Origin of the sequence: Pedobacter lusitanus (assembly GCF_040026395.1) — a bacterium.
GTDB classification, from domain to species: Bacteria; Bacteroidota; Bacteroidia; order Sphingobacteriales; family Sphingobacteriaceae; genus Pedobacter; species Pedobacter lusitanus.
This window is the reverse complement of record NZ_CP157278.1, coordinates 4,402,475-4,428,629: the sequence shown is the minus strand read 5'-3', so window position 1 is coordinate 4,428,629 and position 26,155 is coordinate 4,402,475. Positions and strand designations below refer to the sequence as shown.

General features: G+C 38.7%; 22 protein-coding genes. 13 read left to right on the top strand and 9 right to left on the bottom strand.

Going from position 1 to position 26,155, the window contains the following annotated elements; genetic code table 11:
• The first annotated feature begins 12 nt into the window (after positions 1-12).
• The 5 genes from PL_RS18960 to PL_RS18940 all read left to right on the top strand — a co-directional run bounded on the left by PL_RS18960 (position 13) and on the right by PL_RS18940 (position 5,300).
• The gene (locus tag PL_RS18960; protein ID WP_082036098.1) at positions 13-174 is read left to right on the top strand and encodes a DUF4295 domain-containing protein; all 162 of its coding nucleotides are present in this window, start codon (positions 13-15) and stop codon (positions 172-174) included.
• A gap of 73 nt (positions 175-247) precedes the next feature.
• A complete protein-coding gene (gene ftsY / locus PL_RS18955; RefSeq protein WP_041887250.1) occupies positions 248-1,210 on the top strand; it encodes a signal recognition particle-docking protein FtsY in 963 nt (320 codons plus the stop codon).
• 30 nt (positions 1,211-1,240) lie between these two features.
• A complete protein-coding gene (gene rimO / locus PL_RS18950) occupies positions 1,241-2,575 on the top strand; it encodes a 30S ribosomal protein S12 methylthiotransferase RimO (protein ID WP_041887251.1) in 1,335 nt (444 codons plus the stop codon).
• Positions 2,576-2,621: 46 nt separating this feature from the next.
• Positions 2,622-4,208 (top strand): bacillithiol biosynthesis cysteine-adding enzyme BshC, encoded by a 1,587-nt coding sequence (bshC, locus tag PL_RS18945; protein WP_041887252.1) that lies wholly within the window; start codon positions 2,622-2,624, stop codon positions 4,206-4,208.
• A 9-nt stretch (positions 4,209-4,217) separates the two neighbouring features.
• Positions 4,218-5,300, top strand: a complete 1,083-nt coding sequence (locus PL_RS18940; protein ID WP_041887253.1) for an Ldh family oxidoreductase — start codon at positions 4,218-4,220, stop codon at positions 5,298-5,300.
• A 1,243-nt stretch (positions 5,301-6,543) separates the two neighbouring features.
• Here the strand turns inward: PL_RS18940 and PL_RS18935 are convergent.
• From PL_RS18935 to PL_RS18910, 6 genes are all read right to left on the bottom strand, one after another.
• The gene (locus PL_RS18935; protein ID WP_087149118.1) at positions 6,544-7,323 is read right to left on the bottom strand and encodes a phosphatase PAP2 family protein; all 780 of its coding nucleotides are present in this window, start codon (positions 7,321-7,323) and stop codon (positions 6,544-6,546) included.
• A 1,140-nt stretch (positions 7,324-8,463) separates the two neighbouring features.
• On the bottom strand, positions 8,464-9,660 hold the full coding sequence (gene lepB / locus PL_RS18930) for a signal peptidase I (RefSeq protein WP_041882292.1): 1,197 nt from the start codon (positions 9,658-9,660) through the stop codon (positions 8,464-8,466).
• Between the two features lie 8 nt (positions 9,661-9,668).
• Entirely contained in the window at positions 9,669-10,409 is a 741-nt protein-coding gene (gene dapB, locus PL_RS18925; protein ID WP_041882295.1) for a 4-hydroxy-tetrahydrodipicolinate reductase, read from the bottom strand.
• A 44-nt stretch (positions 10,410-10,453) separates the two neighbouring features.
• Positions 10,454-11,065, bottom strand: a complete 612-nt coding sequence (locus PL_RS18920; protein ID WP_041882297.1) for a DUF5683 domain-containing protein — start codon at positions 11,063-11,065, stop codon at positions 10,454-10,456.
• The gene (locus PL_RS18915; protein ID WP_041882299.1) at positions 11,065-11,982 is read right to left on the bottom strand and encodes a ParB/RepB/Spo0J family partition protein; all 918 of its coding nucleotides are present in this window, start codon (positions 11,980-11,982) and stop codon (positions 11,065-11,067) included. The genes PL_RS18920 and PL_RS18915 overlap by 1 nt, the downstream gene beginning before the upstream one ends.
• Positions 11,983-11,992: 10 nt before the next feature.
• On the bottom strand, positions 11,993-12,796 hold the full coding sequence (locus tag PL_RS18910) for a ParA family protein (protein WP_041882301.1): 804 nt from the start codon (positions 12,794-12,796) through the stop codon (positions 11,993-11,995).
• A 179-nt stretch (positions 12,797-12,975) separates the two neighbouring features.
• Here PL_RS18910 and PL_RS18905 point away from each other — a divergent pair, with 179 nt between their 5' ends.
• Positions 12,976-13,497, top strand: coding sequence for an NADPH-dependent FMN reductase (locus PL_RS18905; protein WP_041882303.1), 522 nt, complete (start codon positions 12,976-12,978; stop codon positions 13,495-13,497).
• Here the strand turns inward: PL_RS18905 and PL_RS18900 are convergent.
• A complete protein-coding gene (locus PL_RS18900) occupies positions 13,494-13,949 on the bottom strand; it encodes a hypothetical protein (protein ID WP_041882305.1) in 456 nt (151 codons plus the stop codon). The two genes, PL_RS18905 and PL_RS18900, sit on opposite strands and share 4 nt — an antisense overlap.
• A gap of 45 nt (positions 13,950-13,994) precedes the next feature.
• Here PL_RS18900 and PL_RS18895 point away from each other — a divergent pair, with 45 nt between their 5' ends.
• A complete protein-coding gene (locus PL_RS18895) occupies positions 13,995-15,626 on the top strand; it encodes an ABC transporter substrate-binding protein (protein WP_041882307.1) in 1,632 nt (543 codons plus the stop codon).
• 121 nt (positions 15,627-15,747) lie between these two features.
• Here PL_RS18895 and PL_RS18890 read toward each other — a convergent pair whose 3' ends face one another.
• Together PL_RS18890 and leuS are read right to left on the bottom strand one after the other, a co-directional pair.
• On the bottom strand, positions 15,748-18,189 hold the full coding sequence (locus PL_RS18890) for a TonB-dependent receptor domain-containing protein (protein WP_041882309.1): 2,442 nt from the start codon (positions 18,187-18,189) through the stop codon (positions 15,748-15,750).
• A 344-nt stretch (positions 18,190-18,533) separates the two neighbouring features.
• A complete protein-coding gene (gene leuS / locus PL_RS18885) occupies positions 18,534-21,329 on the bottom strand; it encodes a leucine--tRNA ligase (protein ID WP_041882311.1) in 2,796 nt (931 codons plus the stop codon).
• 185 nt (positions 21,330-21,514) lie between these two features.
• Here leuS and PL_RS18880 point away from each other — a divergent pair, with 185 nt between their 5' ends.
• The 6 genes from PL_RS18880 to PL_RS18855 all read left to right on the top strand — a co-directional run bounded on the left by PL_RS18880 (position 21,515) and on the right by PL_RS18855 (position 26,112).
• Positions 21,515-22,393 (top strand): cell division protein FtsX, encoded by an 879-nt coding sequence (locus PL_RS18880; RefSeq protein ID WP_041882313.1) that lies wholly within the window; start codon positions 21,515-21,517, stop codon positions 22,391-22,393.
• Between the two features lie 6 nt (positions 22,394-22,399).
• Positions 22,400-22,624: a DUF3098 domain-containing protein gene (locus PL_RS18875; RefSeq protein ID WP_041882316.1), complete on the top strand. Its 225-nt coding sequence runs from the start codon at positions 22,400-22,402 to the stop codon at positions 22,622-22,624.
• A 7-nt stretch (positions 22,625-22,631) separates the two neighbouring features.
• Positions 22,632-23,426, top strand: a complete 795-nt coding sequence (locus tag PL_RS18870; RefSeq protein WP_348620100.1) for an undecaprenyl-diphosphate phosphatase — start codon at positions 22,632-22,634, stop codon at positions 23,424-23,426.
• Between the two features lie 24 nt (positions 23,427-23,450).
• A complete protein-coding gene (truB, locus tag PL_RS18865) occupies positions 23,451-24,200 on the top strand; it encodes a tRNA pseudouridine(55) synthase TruB (protein ID WP_410429554.1) in 750 nt (249 codons plus the stop codon).
• 5 nt (positions 24,201-24,205) lie between these two features.
• A complete protein-coding gene (locus tag PL_RS18860) occupies positions 24,206-25,069 on the top strand; it encodes a YitT family protein (RefSeq protein WP_041882321.1) in 864 nt (287 codons plus the stop codon).
• Between the two features lie 107 nt (positions 25,070-25,176).
• Positions 25,177-26,112 (top strand): bifunctional riboflavin kinase/FAD synthetase, encoded by a 936-nt coding sequence (locus tag PL_RS18855; protein ID WP_041882322.1) that lies wholly within the window; start codon positions 25,177-25,179, stop codon positions 26,110-26,112.
• Positions 26,113-26,155: the final 43 nt, after the last annotated feature.

Below are 26,155 nucleotides of genomic sequence, written 5' to 3'. Positions count from 1 at the left end.
TCTATTTAGATCATGGCAAAAAAGGTAGTTGCAACCCTTAAAACGGGTAAAGGTAAAGAATATTCAAAAGTTATCACGATGACTAAATCACCAAAATCTGGTGCTTATTCTTTCAAAGAAGTTATCGTTCATAACGATCACGTTAAAGATGCTATTGCTGGACAAGGCAAGTAATTTTAATATTTAATGATATTAAAGCCGTCCCTATATTTATGGGAGGGCTTTTTTTGTTTTCATCTACATTTCTATGGGACTATTCGATTTTTTCAAGAAAAAGGAAACTGCTCCTGAAGCTCAGGAAGTATTAAATAAAGGGTTAGAGAAAACTAAAACCGGATTTCTGAATAAAATCACCAAGGCTGTTGCCGGAAAATCAACAGTGGATGATGATGTACTGGACAATCTGGAAGAAGTACTGGTTACCTCGGATGTTGGGGTAACAACAACCCTTAAAATCATTGACAGAATTCAGGACAGGGTGGCAAAAGACAAATACTTGTCTACCTCAGAATTGAATCTGATCCTCCGTGATGAAATCCAGTTATTACTGGCTGAGAATAACAGCAATGATTTCCGCAATTTTGAATACGGAGACCATAAACCCTATGTAATCATGGTAGTCGGTGTCAACGGTGTGGGTAAAACAACGACCATTGGCAAGCTTGCGAACAAACTTAAAGCTGAAGGGCTGAAAGTAGTTCTCGGTGCAGCGGATACCTTCAGGGCAGCAGCCGTTGAACAGATTAAATTATGGGGTGAACGTATTGACGTCAGAGTTGTTGCCCAGGCTATGGGTTCTGATCCTGCGTCTGTCGCATTTGACACGATACAATCGGCAGTTGCCAACGGAGAAGATGTAGTTATCATTGATACTGCAGGCAGACTGCATAATAAAATTGGTCTGATGAACGAACTGGGAAAAATCAAAAAGGTGATGGAAAAGGTAATTCCTGGTGCACCACATGAGATTTTACTGGTACTCGACGGATCAACCGGTCAGAATGCTTTTGAGCAATGTAAACAATTTACAGAAGCTACAGATGTAAATGCACTGGCGATTACCAAACTGGACGGCACAGCCAAAGGTGGTGTAGTCATTGGTATTTCTGACCAGTTTAAAATCCCTGTAAAATACATCGGGGTAGGTGAAGGTGTAAATGACCTTCAATTATTTGATAAAAAATCTTTTGTTGACGGCCTGTTCAAATAAGCCTTCTTTAAGAGTATATATACATACGAAATGAACACAAAAACGACTTCTAAAATTATCCCTGTTAAAAAACCGAAAATCAATGTAATTACGCTTGGTTGTTCCAAAAATATTTACGACTCGGAGGTTTTAATGGGACAATTAAGAGGGAATAGCTTAAATGTGGTTCATGAAGCTAACGACATCAATAAGGATGATATTATCGTAATCAATACCTGCGGCTTCATTGACAATGCTAAACAGGAATCTATTGATACCATCCTTCAGTACAGCCAGTTAAAAGATGAAGGTAAGATCAGTAAAGTAATTGTAACGGGATGTCTTTCTGAACGTTATAAACCTGAACTGGAATCTGAAATCAAAAACGTTGATGCTTTTTTTGGCACAAACGATCTGCAGAATATCTTACACTCACTTGGTGCTAATTACAAACATGAGCTGATTGGCGAAAGATTGCTAACTACTCCATCGCACTTTGCTTATTTCAAAATTGCGGAAGGTTGTAACCGTCCCTGCTCTTTCTGTGCAATTCCGCTAATGCGTGGTAAACATGTATCAACTGAAATGGAAGCTCTGGTAAAAGAGGCTAAAATTTTAGCTGCAAACGGAACTAAAGAACTAATTCTGATTGCACAGGATCTGACTTATTACGGTCTTGACATTTATGGAAAACGTAATCTGGATGAGTTATTAAGACGTCTTTCTGATATCAATGGTATTGAATGGATCAGATTACAATATGCTTATCCTTCAGGATTCCCAATGGAAATTCTGGATGCCATGAACGAAAGAGAAAACATCTGTAAATATCTGGATATGCCTTTACAGCATATCACGGACAATATGTTAAAGTCAATGCGACGTGGAATCACTAAACAAAAGACTATTGACATTGTGAACCAGATCAGAGATAAAGTTCCTGGAATCGCTATGCGTACTACATTGATCTGTGGCTATCCTGGTGAAACTGAACGTGATTTTGAAGAGATGTTACGCTGGGTAGAGGATACCCGTTTTGACAGACTGGGCTGTTTCACCTATTCTCATGAAGAAAAAACACATGCACATAACCTGGTAGATGATGTTCCTGATGAAGTTAAACAGGAACGTGTTGACGCAATCATGGAGCTGCAACAGGGAATTTCATATGAAATCAATCAGGAAAAAGTAGGTCAGACCTATAAAGTTCTGGTAGATCGTAAAGAGGGTGATTTCTTTATCGGACGTACTGAATTTGACTCTCCGGAGGTTGATAATGAGGTTCTGATCGAAGCTTCTACTGGTTACGCCGCAAATGGCAGTTTTGTGAATGTAGAGATTGACCGCGCCGAAGATTTCGATCTATATGGACGGATTGTAAAATAATATGGTGATTTGCTGAATTATGGTTTATTAGCTTAATTTCGTAGCAATGCAGGCCAAGTACATCTCTTATCAGCAAACACACGCTTTTTCGTCCATTGTATTGGATTACATAGATGGAAAAGATAACCTGGAGTCTTTTTATAAGTACTCCCCTACTTTAGAGGGTTTTAAAAAAGCAATCGGAGACCGGAAGTATTCTGGTGACCGCAGCTTATTAGTAAACAGCCTGCACCAGCAGTATCAGCATTTACAGCCTTCTGCTTCAGTTCTTAAAAACATCAGTTTATTGGCTGATGACCGGACATTTACCATAACGACCGGTCATCAGCTGAATATATTTACAGGTCCCCTTTATTTCATCTATAAGATAGTTACTGCTATTAAACTGGCAGCTGATCTACAGCAGCGTTTTCCTGACTTTAATTTTGTTCCTGTCTACTGGATGGCTACTGAAGATCATGATTTTGAAGAAATCAATCATGTCAAAGTAGAGGATAAAATGCTGACCTGGCAAAAAAATGCTGCAGGTGCAACCGGCCGTTTAACTACTGCTGATATCAACGATGCACTTGTGGGTTATAAGGGTTATCTGGGTATCAGCGATAATGGTACTGAGTTTTCACAAATTGTAGAAAAAGCATATACGACCAACAAAACGCTTACTGCTGCCACACGTGAGCTGGTAGATGCGTTATTTGGCAAAAAAGGACTGGTCTGTGTGGATGCAGATGATGCTGCGCTGAAAAAGCAGTTTGCACCTGTTATCTATCGTGATATTACCGAGCAGAATAGTTTTGCGCAGATTAATACCAGCAGTGAGGCTTTAGAGAAAAAAGGTTATAAGCCACAGGTAAATCCAAGAGAGATTAATTTCTTTTATATGGATGACCAGCTTCGTGAGCGTCTGGTGGAAGAGCATGGGGAGTATAAGGTATTGAATACTTCTATCAGCTTCACCAAAGAGACGTTAAAACAGGAAATTGATAATCATCCTGAACGCTTTAGCCCCAATGTGGTTATGCGCCCGGTATACCAGGAGCTGATCTTACCTAATCTGGCTTATATAGGTGGCGGCGCTGAAGTAACTTACTGGCTGCAGCTTAAAGCTAATTTTGATTTTTATACTATTCCATATCCGATACTGATTCTGAGGAATTCTGCATTAGTCATCGATGAAAGAAGTGCAAGAAAAATGCAGATCCTGGATATCAGCCCCATCACTTTGTTTAATAGTGACGAGCAGTTGAAAAATCAGTGGATTAAAGCGCATGTTGGCGATTCGCTTTGTCTTGATGACGAGCAACGCGCCATAAGAGCAGTTTTTGATCAGATCAAACTGAATTCTTATAAAATAGATAAAACACTTTCTATGTCTGCTGAAGCAGCCAAAACAAAAGCACTGAAACTGGTCACTAACCTGGAGAAGAAGCTTCTAAGGGCCGAAAAACGAAAACATACGACTTCTCTGCAGCAAATTGACGCCTTGAAGAATAAGTTATTTCCATCTGGTGTTTTACAGGAGCGTGTGCTGAACATCGCACCAATGTATGTGCTTTACGGGGATGACTTTATTGAAAGTCTTTTAGCTGCATTCAAACCTCTTGATTATAAATTTACAGTTCTATACGCTTAATTCATTCAAATGACCTTCCATACTTTTACAGAAACACGTTTAAGAAATTTCACTAAAAGCGTCTTTTTGAAGATGGGATGCTCTGAAACGGATGCAGATTTAGCTACTGATGTTTTAATACGTTCTGATCTCAGAGGTATCGATTCTCATGGGGTAGCGCGCCTGAGTGGCTATATCCGTCTCTGGGAGAAAGAAAGAATCAATGCGACACCAAACATCAGGGTAGTACATGAAACTCCAACTACAGCTACTATAGATGGTGATGCGGGGCTCGGCCTGGTAGTAGCACCTTTCGCCATGAAAGTGGCCATGGAAAAGGCTGCTGTCTATGGCAGCGGATGGGTTGCTGTCAAAAATTCCAATCACTTTGGCATCGCTGGTTATCATGCACTGCTGGCTGTTGAAAAGGATATGATCGGAATCAGCATGACTAATGCCAGTCCGTTAGTTACGCCTACTTATGCGAATGAAAGATTACTGGGCACCAACCCTATGTGTTACGCGTTTCCAGCAGGGAAATACCCTCCTGTAGTTGTTGATATGGCCACCGCCGCTGCTGCAAATGGTAAACTGGAAATTGCTCAGCGGGCAAACCTGCCAATTCCTGAGGGATGGGCACAGGATAAAGATGGTAAAACAACCACTGATGCGAATGCATTGAAAGATGGAGGATCTTTACTTCCTCTGGGCAGCGATAAAGACCATGGAAGTCACAAGGGCTACGGCCTGAGTGCAACTGTCGATATCCTGACTGCAGTACTTTCGGGAGCCAATTACGGCCCGTGGGTCCCTCCTTTTGTCGCTTTCCTTGAACCTTCTGCAAATCCTGTTGGTGAAGGCCTGGGACACTTCTTTGGCGCCATGCGCATAGATGGCTTCCGCCCCGCAACAGATTTTAAAAATCATCTTGACAACTGGATCGAACGCTTCCAAAATGCAAGAACTATTGATCCTGACAAAAAAGTAATTATACCAGGCGAACCGGAATATGCATTTGAACTGGAACGCAAAGTGAAAGGTATTCCACTGGTGGAAGCAGTGGTAAAGGATTTGGATACCCTCGCTAAGAAGCTCCGGATTAGCGGCATCTAAGGGATTTTAAAAAAATACATGCTATGTTCAGGCTGCATTCTCTTTTGCCCTTCGGGGCAACGGAACGCTAGGCCTTTCACATTAGCATATATTTTTTTAAAATAGTATAGAGTGCATCCAAATCCTACGCCATTTGGGAAAAATGTTTAAGTATTACTCTTTACTTGAATTTTAGATTTACAACGCTTAGAAACACTCTTGAAGACCTCGGTTCATTAGTTTTCCGGTGATGCCTATTCAGAAATGTTTTTTAAGTATTTCTCTTTACTGGAATTTCAGATTTACAATGCTTAGAAATACTTTTGAAGACCTCGGTTCATTAGTTTTCCGGTGATGCCTATTCAGAAATGTTTTTTAAGTATTTCTCTTTACTTGAATTTTAGATTTACAACACTTAGAAACACTCTTGAAGACCTCGGTTCATTAGTTTTCCGGTGATGCCTATTCAGAAATGTTTTTTAAGTATTACTCTTTACTTGAATTTTAGATTTACAACACTTAGAAACACTCTTGAAGACCTCGGTTCATTAGTTTTCCGGTGATGCCTATTCAGAAATGTTTTTTAAGTATTTCTCTTTACTGGAATTTCAGATTTACAATGCTTAGAAATACTTTTGAAGACCTCGGTTCACTAGTTTTCCGGTGATGCGATTCAGAAATGTTTTTAAGTATTTCTCTTTACTGGAATTTCAGATTTACAATGCTTAGAAATACTTTTGAAGACCTCGGTTCACTAGTTTTCCGGTGATGCGATTCAGAAATGTTTTTAAGTATTTCTCTTTACTGGAATTTCAGATTTACAATGCTTAGAAATACTTTTGAAGACCTCGGTTCACTAGTTTTCCGGAGATGCCTATTCAGAAATGTTTTTTAAGTATTTCTCTTTACTGGAATTTCAGATTTACAATGCTTAGAAATACTTTTGAAGACCTCGGTTCATTAGTTTTCCGGAGATGCCTATTCAGAAATGTTTTTTAAGTATTTCTCTTTACTGGAATTTCAGATTTACAATGCTTAGAAATACTTTTGAGGACCTCGGTTCATTAGTTTTCCGGTGATGCGATTCAGAAATGTTTTTTAAGTATTGCTCTTTACTGGAATTTCAGATTTACAATGCTTAGAAATACTTTTGAAGACCTCGGTTCATTAGTTTTCCAGTGATCCCGCTCCAAAAGAAGACTTTTGAGGGTATTTAATAATGTCCGGTCATATGTACTGATTCGGATATATGACCGGACATTTTCTAGAAGGTACCGCTGAAAGCTAATCCTACGGCCTTTTGCTGGTAAGTTGGCATCAGAGAATATTTCACGGCCCGGTTACCTACAACCAGCTTTTTCAAACTGGGATAAATCAGATAAGCCAGCTTGGTCGAAGCTATACCAACTCCGGCACCTGCAATGACATCACTTAGCCAATGTTTGTTGTTGTACATTCTTAACACACCGGTTGCTGTAGCTACAGTATAACCTGCATAACCTATCCAGGGTGATACATCCCGGTATTCCTGATTTAGAAACTCAGCATTGGCAAATGCACTGGCAGCATGTCCTGAAGGGAAAGACTTCGTATCTGCAAAATCCGGACGCTCCCTGGCAAACCCATACTTACCTGAATAGGTCGCAACTCCCATTATGGCCTTGGATAAAATATAAATAGCCGTACCATCAACCAAACTGTGTTTACTTTTCACACCAGCCAGATTCAGAGCATAAAAAGCAACCCCAGGCGCAAACTGAAGATAATCATCTATACGGACTGAAAAACCAGGATGTTTCTTTTGCAAATTCGCCTGGATATTAAAATCCAATCTTCTGACTGCATTGTTCCCCAGAGAAACCAAACCATAACTGAATAAAACTGCCGGGATAATAAATGATCTCATCTCCGGAGGATCTACTCCCCGGATATTCATCGTAGTTATTTCTTTGTTTATTTTAATCGAATCCTTATTCTGGATATTATATTGTGCGCACACCACCCCTGGCAAACATACCATGGCGATAAGTCTTAAAAAATTCATAGGATAATTCTATAGCTGACAGAGGACAACAATCCCCACTAGATTAATCTATACGTGTAATTTATACCGCGTTTCTAAAAAAAACATTCAATTATCCATACATATTCATCCCCACCTCATAATGAATACTTCACTTACTGGGTATACGTGAAAAAATGAAGATAATCAGGAGATTAACCTTGGAGGCTGCCAGAACGAAAGATCTATAGTCTTAAATTCTCCAGTCAAATGAGCCGAAAGCTCAGGAATATAATAAACGGATGAAATTGTAAGCACCATCACTTCTTTAGTCACAGAAGCTATAGAACAACACGAACAATTACAAAAAAAGTACAATCATCATTATCCTGCCGGGCATGAGAAGAAAACTCAATCTTAACTCCCCCACCCAACGACGATAAAGCATCATCACCACATGGTACAAAACTTAGTACCACCACCAACACAATCCCTATGAATGCCAATAATCATCATATAATTCTGATGAAGATAACAAAGAAATTACCAGAATCCCTAATCTACTAATACAGCACTCATAATTGAAGACACGAACTGAGCCACAGATAATCAATCCATAAACAGAAGTGCAATTAAATTACTCCCTGTTTGTTGGACAAGCTTTGACCAAACTCAAGATAATTATGACACTTTCTTATGAGTTTGATAGAATAAGTAACAAAATATCTCTGCAATACTCCAAGGTCATCGCACTAGAAACACCCTAGCCCACGATCTTTTGGCTGTAGATATCAATAAAAAAGGCAAACATGAACATGAAGCTTCTGAATATCAGCATATAGGTGATGTCAGCCTGCTACACCTGCCCTGGATGGACCATTTTCAGTCCTTTGGTTTGTCTGATAGTCAAAAATTATTAATCAGCATAACTAAAAACTAACTAACTAACTAACTAACTAACTAACTAACTAACTAACTAACTAACTAACTAACTAACTAACTAACTAAAAACCAACAAACACTCTCCCCCCCAACAATGAGATAGGTCTTGGAGAGTCATCCTTCTGGGGTGCTAAAAAAAAGCGTGTCCTGTCTTTCCAGGCATCATTCCCCCTTCAGGGAATGCCAGCCGGAAAGACAGGACACGCTTTTTTTTTAGAGCCAGCCTATGCTAACACAGACCTAATGAATACTATTGAATAGTCTGCCCCACCTGATCTTACTAAAGAATGACCCATTCGTATCATAACTCATCCAGATGAACAAAGCCTTTCCAACGACATGGTCTTCAGGCACAAACCCCCAATATCTTGAATCCAGTGAATTATGCCTGTTATCTCCCATCATCCAGTAATAATCCATCTTAAAGGTATAAGTCGAAGCTGGTTTACCATTAATCAACCATCCGCCAGCAACCTTCTCTACTTTATTACCTTCATAGATAGCTATTGCACGCTGATACAAAGGCATAGAAACACTATCCAGTTTTACAGTCCACCCCTTTTTAGGAACCTGAATAGGACCCCAGTTATCAGCATTCCATTTTCTGTTAGGATCCTGAGGGAAGACGTTCGCTTCCACCGCTCCGGGAGCAGCAGTACGGGTAACCACCGAAGCAACAAAGTCCAGCTTCTTTACCTTTTCCATCATTACTGGTGTACCTACAAAATTATAGCTATCCTGAGATAAAGCACTGATATCCCTGTCTATCACAAAACCCATATCTTCAAATAACTGGAAATTAACGTCACTGGATTTAAATTTCACCAGGTAATCAATCTGTCCGGTATTTTTCATTGGCTCAGGCTTTCCATTGATTGTAACCAAACCGTTCGACATACTTAATACATCACCACTAATTCCGATACAACGCTTAATATAGTTTTCTCTTTTATCAACAGGCCTGCTTACAATGGTATACTGACTCTGAATCGCCTGCCTGCCAACTGCACGCACCATATCATAATAATCTCTGTCCTGAGCTTCAAGCGCTACGGTATCTCCATCCGGAAAATTAAAAACGACAACATCATTTCTTTTGATATCCTGCATTCCAGGTAATCTGCGATATTTCCATTGTATTCCATCGTAATATGCTTTTGTACCGGTAACAGGCATGGTATGATGCGCAAAAGGGAAAGCAACAGGAGTCATTGGTATTCTCGCTCCGTAATTTACCTTACTCACAAATAAAAAATCGCCTATCAACAGCGACTTCTCCATAGAGCCCGTAGGAATTGTATAGGCCTCGATAAAAAATACACGGATAACCGTGGCGGCAATTACTGCAAAAACAACAGCATCAAACCATTCTCTGCTTCTTGTCTTTTTCTTTTTTGGTGCAGCATCATTATTTTTTTGCCAGAACTTCCAATTCATATGTTTTGTTATTTTAAATTAAATATATCAGATATATTATAGAATCCCTGCTTATTTTGTAACCACTCAGCTGCGACAACCGCACCTAAAGCAAAACCAGCACGGTTATGAGCAGTATGCTTCAATTCTATTTCATCTACTTCTGAACTATATATCACAGTATGTGTACCTGGTATATTCTCTATTCGCTGCGAAGCAATTAAAACCTGCTCCTGCTTAAGCACATCTATAGTCGGATTTCCATCCAGTTCATTTACCCACTCCGACTTACGATCCAGATTTTCTATTATTCCCTCCGCAAGTGTCATAGCTGTACCGCTTGGCGAATCGAGCTTCTGTGTATGATGAATCTCTTCTACCTGTACATCATATACCGGATAGTTATTCATCACCTTTGCCAGCACTTCATTAATATGAAAAAACAGGTTTACTCCAATACTGAAATTAGATCCATATAACAGCGTATTATTACCACGCAGACATTCGTCTTTAATTTCCTGCAATTGTCCATACCAGCCAGTTGTACCTACAACCAATGGCACATTTGCCTCAAAGCAGGTATATATGTTATTTATAGCGGCATCAGGTGTACTGAAATCTATCGCTACATCTGCTTTTCTTAAGTTAGAAACAGTTAGGTCGGCCAAGTTATCTCTACCGATTTTCAGGACAACTTCATGTCCTCTTTCTATAGCAAAACGTTCAATAATCTGACCCATTTTACCGTAACCGATTAAAGCTATATTCATTTATATGTATTTTAAAAAAGATGGTTGATCAATCATATGGAAATCTAGAATCTAAAGGCAATCTTTAAGCCCGGATTAAAAGCATTATAGCCATATAGGGTTTGTGAGCCAATTACTGTAGGCGAAATTCTGATAGCCAGGTTATCTCCCACATCAAAATAGGAAAGTCTTGCATCAACGTAAGCCTCAACAATATTCACCACATATAATCCTACGAAAGAAAAAAGGACAACCTCTCTGTTTCTTCTGTAAATTTCTTTGGCCGTGGTTAATCCCTGAGTACTGATATTTGCCAACGGACTTCCCTGGGTAGGGCTACCAGTCCTGGCTCTTTCCTGAAGCTCAGTAAGATATTCTTTATACTTGTTGTTATTCTGAATATAAGACATAGCCAGCAGCGTTCCCCCGGTATAAATAGCAGCAATCTTAATTCCACGGTAAACAGTAAGTCCATTTCCATACTGCCCCCATCCCGGAATCATTGCAGATCTGAGTGCTGCCCTTCTGCCAGCAATACGCCCCAGATTAACATAGCCTGTATCTGCTTTCACAGGAGCGCGTTTAAGACTATCGCCTTTAACAGTAAATTTTTCCTGTCCGCTAACTGCAAAAAAAGTACAGCAGAACAAAACCGATAACAGTAAGTTTTTTGGCATTACCAATCTAATAATTCTAATATTCTGCTCAGATCGTCATCAGATACAAACGGAATTTCAATTGCACCTTTACCATTTTCACCTACCTTAAGTTTCACTTTAGTCGCAAATCTTGAAGCCAGATCCTTTTGTAATTTCTGATATTCGAAAGACACACCTACCGGCTGTTTTGTGCTTTTAGGTTTCAGCTGAAGACTATTGATACTTCTTACCAGCTCTTCTACTTTACGAACTGACAACCCCTTGTCTATAATTTCCTGATGAATAAATAATTGTTTATCCGTCTCTTCCACATTAATCAGTGCACGGGCATGACCCATAGAGATTTTCTGATCACGAATAGAAACCTGTATTGCCGGAGGTAATTTAAGTAAACGCAGATAATTGGTAACAGTGGAACGGTTTTTACCTACCCGCTCACCCAACTGTTCCTGTTTCAGATTACACTCTTCAAGCATCCGCTGAAAACTCAAAGCAACCTCAATCGCATTTAAATTCTCCCGCTGAATATTTTCAATCAGAGCCATTTCCAGCATCTGCTGGTCATTAGCCTCCCGGACATAAGCAGGGATTTCTGTTAATCCCGCTAACTTAGATGCCCGCAGACGTCTCTCTCCTGAAATTAACTGATATGTACCACCTTCAGCTTTTCTGACAGTAATAGGCTGGATTAACCCCTGCACTCTGATGGAATCAGCCAGCTCATTTAAAGCTACCTGATCAAATTCAGAACGTGGCTGATAAGGATTAGTTGTAATATCATTGATTTTGATATTACCAATATTATTTGATGGCGTTTTCTGTTCAGTTTCACTGACCGGATTAATCACATTCTTTGGCGGATGAGCCGAATCTGAATCATCCAAAAGCGCACTTAATCCTCTGCCTAAACCTGTTTTTCGCTGAAACGATGTCATTAAATTATATTTAAATAGTTGCCGAAGTCAAACCCTGGCTTTCTTTGACTAATCCGTTTTTGCGGACAATCTCCCGGGCAAGGTTCAGATAATTTATTGCTCCCTTACAATTTGCATCATGCATGATGACCGAAATCCCATAACTTGGTGCTTCACTTAAACGGGTATTTCTTTGTATGATCGTATCAAAAACAAGTTCCTGGAAGTGTGTTCTTACCTCTTCAACAACCTGATTGGATAAACGTAAACGCACATCGTACATGGTAAGTAAAATACCTTCAATTTCCAGTTCAGGATTCAACCTGTTCTGTACTATTTTTATAGTATTTAATAATTTACCTAATCCTTCCAATGCAAAGTATTCACACTGAACAGGAATAATGACAGAATCTGCAGCGGTTAAAGCATTGATTGTAATCAAACCAAGAGAAGGAGAACAATCAATAATAATGAAATCATACTGGTCTTTGATTTTTTCCAGAACTGCCTTCATTTTATATTCCCTGTTGGTCAGATTGATCATCTCTATTTCTGCTCCAACCAGGTCAATATGCGCTGGTAATAAATCAAGATTAGGCGTTTCGGTCTTTTGAATAGCTTCAGAAGGTTCTACATCATTAATGATGCATTCATAAATGCTATTTTTGATGCTTCTGGGATCAAATCCAATTCCAGACGTCGAATTGGCCTGAGGGTCTGCGTCTACTAATAAAGTTTTATATTCTAACACGGCCAGGCTGGCGGCTAAATTTATAGACGAAGTTGTTTTACCTACTCCACCTTTCTGATTTGCCAATGCAATAATTTTACTCATTTATCTTTTTAATAATTACCAATTATTTCCTGAGAATTTGTGAATTAGATCCTTTATGTAAAAAACGCTATTTTTACCTACATTTAGGGGCTTTTTAACAATTAGCTAAGATACAAACTAAATAACAATATTAGCGTTAAACAATAGAGTGTTTTAAACATCTTATTAACAATTTTTACATGATTACGATCATTTCCGGCACAAACAGACTTGAAAGCAATACGCTGAAAGTAGCAAAATATTATCAGAACTCACTTACTAAAAAGGGACAAAAGGCTAATATACTGAGCCTGACAGATCTCCCGGGAGACTTAATTATCTCGGATTTATACGGAAAAAGATCCCCCGGATTTAAAAAAATACAGGAGCAGATTACCGCAACTGAAAAATTCGTGTTCATCATTCCTGAATATAACGGAAGCTTCCCCGGTGTTCTCAAAGCACTCATAGATGCATGCGATTTCCCCGACAGCTTTTATGATAAAAAAGCATGCCTTGTAGGAATTTCTTCAGGTAAATATGGAAACATCCGCGGGATTGACCATTTTGGTGGGGTTTGCAGTTACCTGCATCTGCATGTACTCCCTTTACGCCTGCATATTCCTGCGATTAAAACAGAACTGGATGAACAGGGTAATTTCTATAAGGAGGATACAGTCAGATTTACCGGACAGCAGATGGATAAGTTTATCGCTTACTAAACCGCAAAGGTCGTCCAGTTTTTACCTTCATTACCAAAAATAAAATAACCGGGATAAAGCATTTCTGCCATGTCTTCCATTGCCTCTACAAAGGATAAGGGATCACTTAAAAAGGCAGAAGTGTCTTCCATCAGATAAACTCTGTTATAAGCTACTGCAGGCCATTCCTTTTCCAGAAGAGAAGGGATAAGACCCATCATTTGCCCAATTCCCATATTGGTCTGATGATAGATCAGGACTTTTGCCTGCTGCACAATCTCAACAATTTCTCCACCCACACATTCAATCAGCACATTTAAAACACCATTGGGTGTATTATGCGTATCCAGACAGGTCACTGGCACCTTGTCCATAAACTTAATCTTATGCAGAATGATATCCACACGCTCTTGCAGATCTTCGCGTAGCGCTTCATCCTCAACATTATTTATAACTGCATTTAAAAAAGACATACCGATTAATTTATTACTTTGTGCAAAAGTAATATTCCTGACCTGATGCCCCGAATTATAAAAAATATTTTTTACACTTTATGCGTTATTGCAGTCTATGGCTGTCATTTTGAGGTTAAAGACAAGGACAAAAAAGTTTTTAATCTGAACTTTGATCAAAGCCTGACTTCTTTAGATCCTGCATTTGCACGTAATCAACCTGCAATATGGATGATGAATCAGCTGTATAACGGACTGGTCCAGGCAGACAGTCAGCTAAACACTGTTCCTGCTATAGCCAAATCTTGGGAAGTGTCTGCAGATGGTCAGCAATACACTTTTCATCTCCGGAATGACGTGTTTTTTCATAATGATCCGCTTTTTTTAAACGGAAAAGGCAGAAAAGTAATCGCATCAGATTTCGCATACAGCTTTAACCGCCTGTCTGATCCCAAAGTAGCTTCTTCCGGAGGATGGATTTTCAGTGATAAAGTAAAGGACGCACATAGCTTTGAAGCACCTGATGACAGCACTTTAATTATTCATTTAACCAAACCATTCCCCGCCTTTCTTAACCTTTTGACTACACAATACTGTGTAGTTGTCCCTCATGAAGTGGCAGATCATTATGGAAAAGACTTCAGAAGCCATCCTATAGGAACCGGCCCTTTCCGTTTTAAATACTGGAAAGAAGAAGAAATACTCGTACTGCTGAAAAATGAAAATTACTGGGAGAAAGAAAATGGCAGAAAACTACCTTATCTGGATGCTGTTAAGGTTTCTTTTATCACTGATAAACAAAGTGCCTTTATGTCTTTTATCAAAAAAGATCTCGATTTTTTTTACAGTGTGGATGGAAGTTACCGCGATGATATTCTGACAAAAAGCGGTCATATGACCAGCAAATACAAAGGAAAATTTCAGTTGATCAAAGGGGCTTATCTATGTACAGAATATGTAGGGATATTAGTTGACACCTCAAAGGCTATAGTCAGAAACTCTCCGCTAAGATTCAAAAAAGTACGTCAGGCAATCAATTATGGAATAGATAAACCAAAACTGATCAAATATCTGCGAAACAGCACTGGCACCCCGGCTACTTCGGGTTTTGTACCCAAAGGTATGCCCGGATTTGATAGCCTCAAAGTAAAGGGCTATCACTATGACCCTGTTAAAGCGGCAAAATTACTTGCTGAAGCAGGTTTTCCCCATGGAAAGGGAATGTCTGAATTAACATTGAGCACCTCTACCACTTATAAAGACCTGATTGAGTTTATTCAGGGAGAGCTCAATGCCCTGGGTATTAAAGTCAAAGTAGATGTAACTCCAAGCTCCAGCCTGCGTGAATTAATGTCTAAAAATGAGGTTAATTTTTTCAGGGGCTCCTGGATTGCTGATTATCCTGACGCTGAAAATTATCTCTCGGTTTTCTACTCCAAAAACCGGGTGCCGTATGGACCGAATTACACAGGTTATTTTAACAAAGAATTTGACAGGCTGTTTGAACAGAGTTATTTCGAAAAGGATGCAAAAAAACGATATGCGCTTTACCAGAAAATGGATAATATGGTAACAGAAAATGCTTCTATTGTACCTATTTTATATGACCAGTCTGTTACGATGCTGCAAAATAATATCAGCGGTTACCCTATTAATCCTTTAAGTATAATGATCCTGAAAAGAGTTAAAAAGAAATAATCTCCGTCTCTGCAGCTCAGACAAATTTTACAGCAAAAAAAACACGTTTTGTTTTTGGGCTTGTATTTCCCTGTCAGAGAAAAGCATTCAAAAACAAAACGTGTTTTTTTATATTAAAGGTTTACTGTTTCGGGGTTCCGCCAGCTCCTCCTCCAAGCCCTCCGGCACCTTCATCCTGTTTTAAGTCATCGTTATTAATCCCTTTTTTCTTTTTAGGCCCCGTAAAGGTTACTTTTCCAAATTTATAGCTGAAATTAACTCCAAAAGATCTTAACGGGTAATAGATATTCATATTCTGGCGGAAATCATCTCCTTTATTCTCATTATGAATATGCAGATCTCTTGAAAACACATTCAGCACATTGATACCTACAGTAGCTTTCTTTTTCATGATATCTTTCTTAAACGCACCTCCGTAAAAAGCCATCGGCCCTGAAGTTCCCTGAAAAGTTCTTCTTGAAGCATTATACACCCCAAAAAGTTCTGTATTCCAACCGCCCTTGAATGAAATTGCAGACCTGGCAAACACAGAATAGTTAACATATACACCAGTGCGCTGATTAGTTTGAAAGTTATTCAAATCATAAGTATTTAAACTAAAATTCCCCATCAGAGTCCATTTAGGCAATGGATTATATGTAGCAAACACGTTAGCTCCAAATGACTTATTTCTGCCTACGTTAAAATAGGTAGTCAGCTTTTGCTCAGGAATAAACAGACTCTCAATCACATCCTGCGTATTACGATAAAATACAGAAGCGTTAATCACCGATCCCTTAATAAAGGTTGAATAACCCAGCTCTATGATATCACTTATCTCAGGACTCAGATTTGGATTACCCTGTTGCTGATTCTCCGGATCATTCCTGTTTAAGAAAGGATTCAGATAAGATAAACTCGGTCTTTGCATCCTTCTGTTATAACTCAGTTTCAAGGTTGAATTTCCTTTCAGCGTTTTTGAAATAATCGCACTTGGGAATAGGTTAAAGTAGTTATTGTTAAAATTCAGAGAAGAACCGGATACACCACTGATATCAGTGTATTCAGCTCTCAGACCACCTTTCACGTCAAGCGTTTTTGCCAGTTTAAAACTCAGAACACCATAGGCAGCACCTACATCCTGTTTGTAATCAAAGTCCTGCTCACTACTCTCATATTTACTTTTTATGTTTCTTAAGATCCCCTTAACACCTGTTTCCAGAGTCATAGTTTTAGAGAAAGGATATACATAATCAGTTTGTAAAGTATACTCGTTATTTTTACCTGTATTATCCCCGATAACAGTCGGAGCTAATGGCGATCCGTCAGGGTTAATCAGCCTGGTATTAAATTCTGCAGTATTTCTGCCAAAACTAGCTTGTCCGGAAACCGTAAACTCTTCTCCTTCTTTCTTTGTTGTTTTTCTATAGTCAGCACTCCAGTCTATATTTTTAAAACTATTATTGTTATCTGAAGCACGTACATAATTCGTGGTTTTCAGTATAGCATTCTCCAAAAGGGTACTGGTTACGTCAGAACTACCATTTGATCCATTTGTAAAATTATTATACTTGATATTGGTAGAAAGACTGTTATATCCGTTTATATCATAATCCAGCCCAACACTTCCATTATAGCCGTATCGTTTTGCCCTGGTAAATCCATCCTGAAAAATATGAGATTGTTTGCTATAAACATCATTTTCCAGAACAACTCTTGTGTCCTGCGGAATAGCATACTGACCACCAAAATTAGAACTGATTCCCAAACGTCCCTGTTTGGCATTCAGACTAAAGTTTCCATTATTCTGACGGGTACCAACAGATACTGCTGCATTTCCATTTATACCCTGAGCAGTTTTCTTTTTAGTAATAATATTAATAATCCCACCAGCACCTTCTGCATCATATTTTGCTGATGGACTCGTAATTACCTCAACACTTTTAATCTCTTCGGCAGGAATCATTTTTAAAGCATCGGCCACACTGTTTGACATGGTTCCCGATGGCTTTCCGTTAATCAGCACTCTCACAGCTGAACTTCCGCGAAGTGATGGATTGCCATCAATATCCACAGAAACCATAGGTACTTTGCGCATGACATCACTCGCATTACCGCCTGCAGTAGTCACATCCTGTTCTGCATTGTAAACCAGTTTATCAATTTTGGTTTCTACCATCGGAGTTTTACCGACAATAGCAACTTCTTTTAAGTTACTTTCGGTACCACTCAGATAAATATTACCTAAATTCAAATCTGGTTTTTCCTGGCTGGTCTTCACCTGTATCGTTTTACTTTTATAGCCCATAAAGCCAATCAGTAATTTATACTGCTCAGGTGATACATTTTGGAGAACAACTTTTCCTTTAGCATCAGTTACCCCCCCATTAACTGATTTATTATCCTTAATTCTTATCAGTGATACTGTCGCATAATCAACAGGTTGTTTTGTAGCAGAGTCAATAATTACTGCACTTATCCTGCCCGTTATAGTTACCTTCTGTGCTCCCCCACCCAGATTGAACTGTGCGTTCACCTGTTGCATCAATCCCAGAAAGGCAAATAATAGTAATAGTCTTTTCATAATTTGTAATAGTGTGATTCGGTTATTTCATCATTAGTCAGCACAAATCTAACTTTGTTACAGGCTATTTAAAATAGTTTTCGTCCTTCAGGGGATTATAACCGGTGAATCACTGGAATTTGCCGGTGAAGCATCCGGCCAGAATTTCCCGATTCAATTATGAATTTCACAGGGTGCTTTTCTGTTTCAAATAGGTTAATTCAGACCTTTCCATTCTGAAATTTTAATTCGCTTAACTGTATAATAAATTTATTACAATCTCTATTAAACCCGGATAAAAAAAATGGTTATTAAGGATTTTACTCCTTAATAACCACTCCGGATTAAAATATGCTTATGGGGTATTAAACCACAATATTAACAATACGGCCTTTAACTATAATTACCTTTTTAGGTGTTTTACCTTCAAGATATTTTTGAACCTGCTCATCTGCGAGTACAATTTCTTCAATCTCTCTGGCTTCAAGAGTCAAACTCAGATTTAAGTTTAATCTTGTTTTTCCATTTACAGAAACCGGATAGCTGAATTCATCTTCTACTAAATGAGCTGGATTAAACTCAGGATAAGTAGCATAAGACAAACTTTCCTTATTACCCAGTAATGACCACAACTCTTCAGTAATGTGCGGCGCATATGGGGAAAGTACAATAACCAATTCCTGCAGGATACTGCGTTTATTACATTTAAGATCTGTTAATTCATTCACAGCAATCATAAAACTGGATACTGAAGTATTGAAAGAGAAACGTTCAATATCATCCTGTACTTTTTTAATAATTTTATGCAAAGCTTTCAATTCTGCTTTTGTAGGTTCGGCATCCGACAAAGTAAATTCCCAGGAGTCATTATGGAATAAGCGCCAGAATTTACGAAGGAATTTAAACACGCCCTCAATACCATTCGTATTCCATGGTTTACTTTGTTCAAGTGGCCCCAGGAACATCTCATACATCCTTAAGGTATCGGCTCCATAACTGGCAATCAATACATCCGGATTAACAACATTAAACTTGGATTTAGACATTTTCTCTACCTCTACACCACAGATATACTTTCCGTTTTCCAGGATAAATTCTGCTTCAGCAAATTCAGGTCTGAATAATTTGAACTTTTCAATACTCAGAATCTCATTCTCCACAATATTTACATCCACATGCAATGCAGATGTTTTATAATTGTTTTTCAATCCATGAGAAACCAGGGTATTTGTACCTCTTCCGCTTTCGTCAACTACACGATAAACAAAATTACTTCTACCCTGAATCATACCCTGATTGATTAATTTTCTGAAAGGCTCTTCTTCATTTACATAACCAAGATCTTTCAAAAACTTATTCCAGAAACGGCTGTAAAGCAGGTGACCGGTAGCATGTTCAGCACCTCCAATATATAAATCTACATCCTTCCAGTACTCAATTGCTTCTTTACCGGCAAATGCTGCAGAATTATGGGCATCCATATAACGATACCAATACCAGCTTGAACCAGCCCATCCTGGCATTGTACTCAGCTCATAGGTATACTGATGCTCATAAGTCCAGTTTTCTGCTCTACCCAATGGCGGCTCACCTGTTTCAGTCGGGAGATATTTGTCAACCTCTGGCAACAGCAAAGGCAGCTCTTCTTCTTTAATCAGATAAGGTAATCCATTTTTAAAGTAAACAGGAATTGGTTCTCCCCAGTAACGCTGACGACCAAAAATAGCATCACGCATTCGGAAATTAACTTTAGCTTTTCCTACCTTCTGATCTTCCAGCCACTTATTTAAAGTTGCAGTTGCCTCTGTATAGGTCATTCCGTTAATGAAACCGGAGTTGATATATTTTCCTTCTTTGGTTGGGTCTGCCTGTACTTCAATTTCCTGCTGTGCATCAAGAATCTGAACAATTGGCAAATTGAAATGTGTGGCGAACAACCAGTCACGCTGATCCCCGCTCGGCACTCCCATTACTGCACCTGTACCATAACCGGCAAGTACATAGTCAGCAATCCATAACTGAATACGCTCACCACTTACAGGATTAACTACATAAGTACCTGTAAAAGCACCGGAAACTGTTTTAGTATCCGCCATGCGGTCTAATTCAGATTTCTTTTTTGTTTGCTCTATATAATCCTTAACACTGTTTTGCTGTTCAGGAGTAGTCAATGCTGACACCAGCTCATGTTCCGGAGCTAATACCACATAAGAAACACCAAATATTGTATCCACACGGGTGGTAAAAACCTCAATATAGTCAGTATTTACAGCCGCTTCAGTTTCAATTTTGAAGCGAACGCTTGCTCCAACACTTTTACCAATCCAGTTACGCTGCATTTCTTTAACCGGCTCAGGCCAGTCAATAGTATTCAGTCCTTGTAACAAACGTTCTGCATAAGCAGAGATACGCATGCTCCACTGCATCATTTTTTTCTGTTCTACGGGATGTCCGCCACGCTCAGAAAAACCATCTTTCACTTCATCATTAGCTAATACAGTTCCTAGCGCGGCACACCAGTTCACCGTACTTTCTTTCAAAAATGTCAAACGGTATTTCAGCAGTTCTTCCTGTTTTTCTTCGGCAGTCATAGCCGCCCAGTCGCTTGGCATAAAACTTTTTACATCTTCATCACTGACTGCTTTTACATCAGCACTACCCGCAGCATTGAACTTTTCAATTAAAGTAGTGATATCTTCTGCACGATCTGTTTCCAGATTATACCAGGAATTGAATAACTGCATGAAGATCCACTGCGTCCATTTATAATATTCGGGTTCACTGGTGCGCACCTCACGACTCCAGTCAAATGAAAAACCAATCTGATCTAACTGACGACGGTAAGTACTGATATTTGCCTCTGTAGTTACCGCCGGATGCTGACCGGTTTGTATCGCATATTGTTCTGCCGGCAGTCCGAATGAGTCATACCCCATAGGATGCAGGACATTGTACCCCTTTAATCTTTTGTATCTTGAAAATATATCGGAGGCTATATAGCCCAGTGGGTGGCCAACATGTAAACCTGCACCCGATGGGTAAGGAAACATATCAAGCACATAAAATTTAGGTTTGGCTGATGTCGCCTCTGCTTTAAACGTTTGGTGTGCCGCCCAAAACCCCTGCCACTTCTGTTCTATTTCTTTAAATTGGTAATCCATTACAAAAATCCTTTATATACGGCGAAAATAAAGAAATTAAGGAGGTTTTAGAAGCCTTATCAAAAGAACTTTAGCGATATAAACGATATTCATACCAAACAAGATATTTTACCCGTTTAAAAGGTATCTTTTTGCATATATTTTTTTATTTTCGCAGAACATAAAATACACCCAACACATAAAATATGGAAGAATTTGAAGTTAGTGATGCTTCTAAGAAGACGAAAACCATTTATATCTCTACTATATTTAGTATAACCCTGGTTTTGTTAATGCTTGGCGTATTGGGACTCATACTGGTACATGCCAAGAATCTTTCTAACTACGTAAAAGAAAATATTGTATTAAATATTATAGTTGACGAAGGCGCGAAGGAAGCGGATGTATTGCAATTCAAAAAGGAACTGGATGCCAATCCTGCTATTAAACAGACGCAATATGTCAATAAAGAGCTGGCTGCAAAAAATCTTACTCAGGATTTAGGAGAAGATTTTGTTAATTTCCTGGGCTATAACCCGCTTTTATCAACCGTAGACGTTTACCTCAAAGCTGATTATGCCAACAATAAAAGTATTGATGCATTAAAAGCTACCATCAGTAAAAATCCTGTTGTCAAAGAAGTAATCTACCAGAGTTCATTAATTGATATGGTCAACAAAAACATCAATACAATTGGTTTAATTGTATTGGGATTTGCAGCCATCTTACTGGTAATCTCCATTGCATTAATTAATAACACGATCAGGCTGGCCATTTATTCTCAGCGTTTCCTGATCAAAAGTATGCAACTGGTTGGTGCTACGAAGAACTTCATCCGCAAGCCCTTTATTTTCTGGGCAATGCTGCATGGTTTGATTGCTTCTTTTATTGCCATCCTTATTCTGCTTGGACTTTTATACTATGCTCAGAAAGAAATTCCTGAAATCATTATTCTAAGAAATTATACCGAATTTGGTATTGTTCTTCTTGGTCTGATAGGAATGGGAATCTTCCTGACAGCGCTGAGTACAACCTTTGCAGTAAGCAGATATTTACGTTTAAAAATTTACGACCTTTACAGATAATAGCAAATGATTGAGAAAAAAACTAGTCCGGCAACGCAGGACGCCAAAAATGAAATGGTTTTTACCAAAAAAAATTATCAATTGCTGTTAATCAGCATTGCCATTGTTGTAGTTGGATTTATGTTAATGATAGGCAAAACTGATATCTATGATGTTAGAAAAACTCTTCTGGCTCCAATGGTAGTACTTTTTGGATTTGGATTTGGTATTTACGCAATCCTGAAAAAGTAACCTGTTCATGAATTTCTTACATGCTATTATTCTCGCTGTTATAGAGGGGCTGACGGAGTTTTTACCTGTTTCTTCTACCGGTCACATGATCCTTGCCTCTTCCTTTATGGGAATCGCATCTGATCCTTTTGTTAAATTATTTACTATTGTAATTCAGCTGGGAGCTATTCTTTCTGTGCTGGTTCTGTATTTCAAACGTTTTTTTAAGTCTGTAAATTTTTACTTTAAACTGCTGGTTGCTTTTATTCCCGCAGCTGTATTTGGCTTATTGCTAAGTAAAAAGATTGACGAAATGCTGGAAAGCCCGATGACAGTTGCTGTTTCACTGGTAGTTGGAGGGGTTATTCTTCTTTTTGTGGACAAATGGTTTAACAAGCCGGTAATTCATGAAGAGGAAGAGATTAATTACCTGACTGCTTTAAAAATTGGCTTTTTTCAATGCCTTGCAATGATTCCTGGTGTTTCAAGATCTGGCGCGAGTATCGTAGGTGGTATGTCGATGAAATTAAGTAGAAAAGTAGCTGCAGAATTCTCTTTCTTTTTAGCCGTACCAACAATGTTTGCTGCTACAGCCAAGAAGTTACTGGATTTCTATAAAGCCGGATACCAGATTACACCTAAAGAATTACAGCTTTTAGCTGTTGGTAATATCATTGCATTTATCGTAGCCCTGTTGGCTATTAAAAGTTTTATTGGTTACCTGAACAAACACGGCTTCAAAGTGTTTGGCTGGTATCGTATCATTGCTGGATTGATCATCATTGTATTAATATATAGCGGGCATAACCTGCAAATAATTTAATGTGTAAATTGCAGCTTAATTTAGATTACCATTTTGAGCGCAGAAAAGTTACTGGAAAGAACCTTCAATTTTGCTGAAGGAGAGTTATTACTCATCAATAAACCCTATAAGTGGACAAGTTTTGATGTAGTAGGAAAGATCAGGAATTCGTTAAAACCCCTGAAATTAAAAGTTGGTCATGCGGGTACATTAGATCCCCTGGCTACTGGTTTGCTGATTTTATGTACAGGAAAGCTGACAAAACAGATTGACACCTTTCAGGCAGAAGATAAAGAATATACCGGAACTATGATTCTTGGGGCAACGACTCCTTCCTTTGATATGGAAACAGAAGTTGATCAGGAATATCCGCTTACAAATTTAACGGAAGAAGCAATTTATGCTGCAACCTCACCATTTACCGGCGATATACAACAATACCCACCTGCCCACTCTGCAGTGAAAGTAAATGGGGAGCGCTTATATGTCAAAGCACGCAGAGGCGAAGAACAGGAATTAAGACTCCGTTTTGTTTCTGTACCCGTTTTTGAAATTACCCGTATTGCTTTACCGGAAGTTGACTTCAGAATAGTTTGCAGCAAAGGCACCTATATCAGATCATTAGTATCTGATTTTGGAAAACATCTGGACAATGGTGCGTATCTGTCTAAACTAACGCGCACCAGGAGTGGCAGTTTTCTTTTGGAAGATGCATTTGAAGTCACAGATCTGGTTGAGTATCTTAAAAATAAAAGAGAAAAGCTCTCAGCTGAACAACCGACCTCACAAAGTTAATATATATGCACAATCACCTGAAAAACTCTTATTTGCGTCATCTAAAAGATTTTATCCTGATTGGACTGGGCATTGTTTCTGCCTGTTTCGGTCTTAAAAGTTTTCTGATGCCAAGTGAGTTTATTGATGGTGGAGTAACGGGCATATCCCTGCTGATCAGTACGCTAACAGGATTTAAACTTTCTTATCTGATTCTGCTGATTAATATCCCATTTGTAATTCTGGGTTATTCGCAGATAGGAAAAGCTTTTGCTATAAAAACGGCCTTTGCAATTATTATACTGGCAATATTTCTGATTATCCTGCCTTTTCAACCTATTACTCATGATAAATTACTGATTGCTTTTTTTGGTGGTTTGTTCTTAGGGGGTGGTATTGGTCTGGCTATGCGTGGCGGCTGTGTAATTGACGGGACTGAAGTATTGGCGCTATATATCAGTAAAAACAGTATGCTGACTGTAGGAAATATTATTCTGATCCTCAATATCCTCATTTTTGGAGTAGCGGCAACTTTACTGGATATAGAAACTGCGATGTACGCGATTCTGACCTATTTATCGGCCTCTAAAACCATTGATTTTGTAGTAAATGGGTTAGAGCAATATATTGGGGTAACTATTATATCTGAAAAGAAAGAAGACATTAAACTGTTCCTGATCAATGACATGAAAAGGGGCGTGACTATCTATAAAGGAGAAGGCGGATATGGAGAGAAGAAAAAAATAGATATTTTATATACAGTAGTAACTAAACTTGAAATGGGTAAACTGCAAAATGAAATCCGCCAGATTGATCCGGATGCTTTTATCGTGCAGCAACAAATTTCTGACATCAAGGGCGGAGTAGTAAAACGACATGCCCTGCATTAATTTTAAAGATTTTGAAACCATCATGTGCTGCAGAACACAAACCGGAATGAACAGGAACCAGGTAGCACGTGATAGCTTCATCATCAATAAATAACAATTATATTCTGATGAAAATATATAATCACCTTTCTGAATTTAAAAGGTTGAACAATGCGGTTGCAACCATAGGCACTTTTGATGGCGTACATTTTGGGCATCAGAAAATCATTAACAGACTTTGCGAGCTTGCAAAAACCAGCGGAGGAGAAAGTGTAATTCTTACTTTTTTCCCTCATCCCAGACTGATTATTGACCCCGAAAATCAGGATCTGAAAATGATCAATACGATTGAAGAAAAAGCCGAAATCTTAGCTGGTTTAGGAGTTGATCATTTAATCATTACTCCTTTTACGCGTGATTTTTCTAATCTCAGCCCTGCTGAATATATTAAGAATATTCTGGTAGATACCATAGGAATCAAGCAACTGATAGTAGGTTACGATCATAGGTTTGGGAAAGACCGTTCTGGTGGCATGACAGATCTGGTTGCCTTTTCCGGTCCTTATGGCTATGAGATTGAGGAAATCAAAGAACAGGACATCAACGATGTTGCTGTAAGTTCTACAAAAATCAGAAAATCCCTGCTGGAAGGACAGGTAGGCCTCGCAGCAAAATATCTTGGTTATCATTTTTCATTATACGGGCCGGTTATTAAAGGTGATAAGATAGGCAGGACCATTGGTTTTCCAACGGCAAACATATTTATTGAGCAGCCTTATAAGCTGATCCCTTCGGACGGGATCTATGCGGTAACTGTAGAGATGGAAAATGAATCTTATAAAGGAATGGCTTATATAGGTCAGCGTCCAACAATTAACGGAATGACCAGAAATATAGAAGTTAATATCTTCGATTTTAATAAAGAAATATACGGCCAATACATCAAAATGAACTTTATGGAGTTTTTGAGACATGATGTAAAATTCACTGGTCTGGAAGCTCTTAAGCTGCAACTTCAAAAAGACAAAGAAGATACACTGGCCTATTTTGAAGGCATCAGCTAATTAAGATAGCTATCTCTGGTTATCGAAATAAACGTCATTTTTC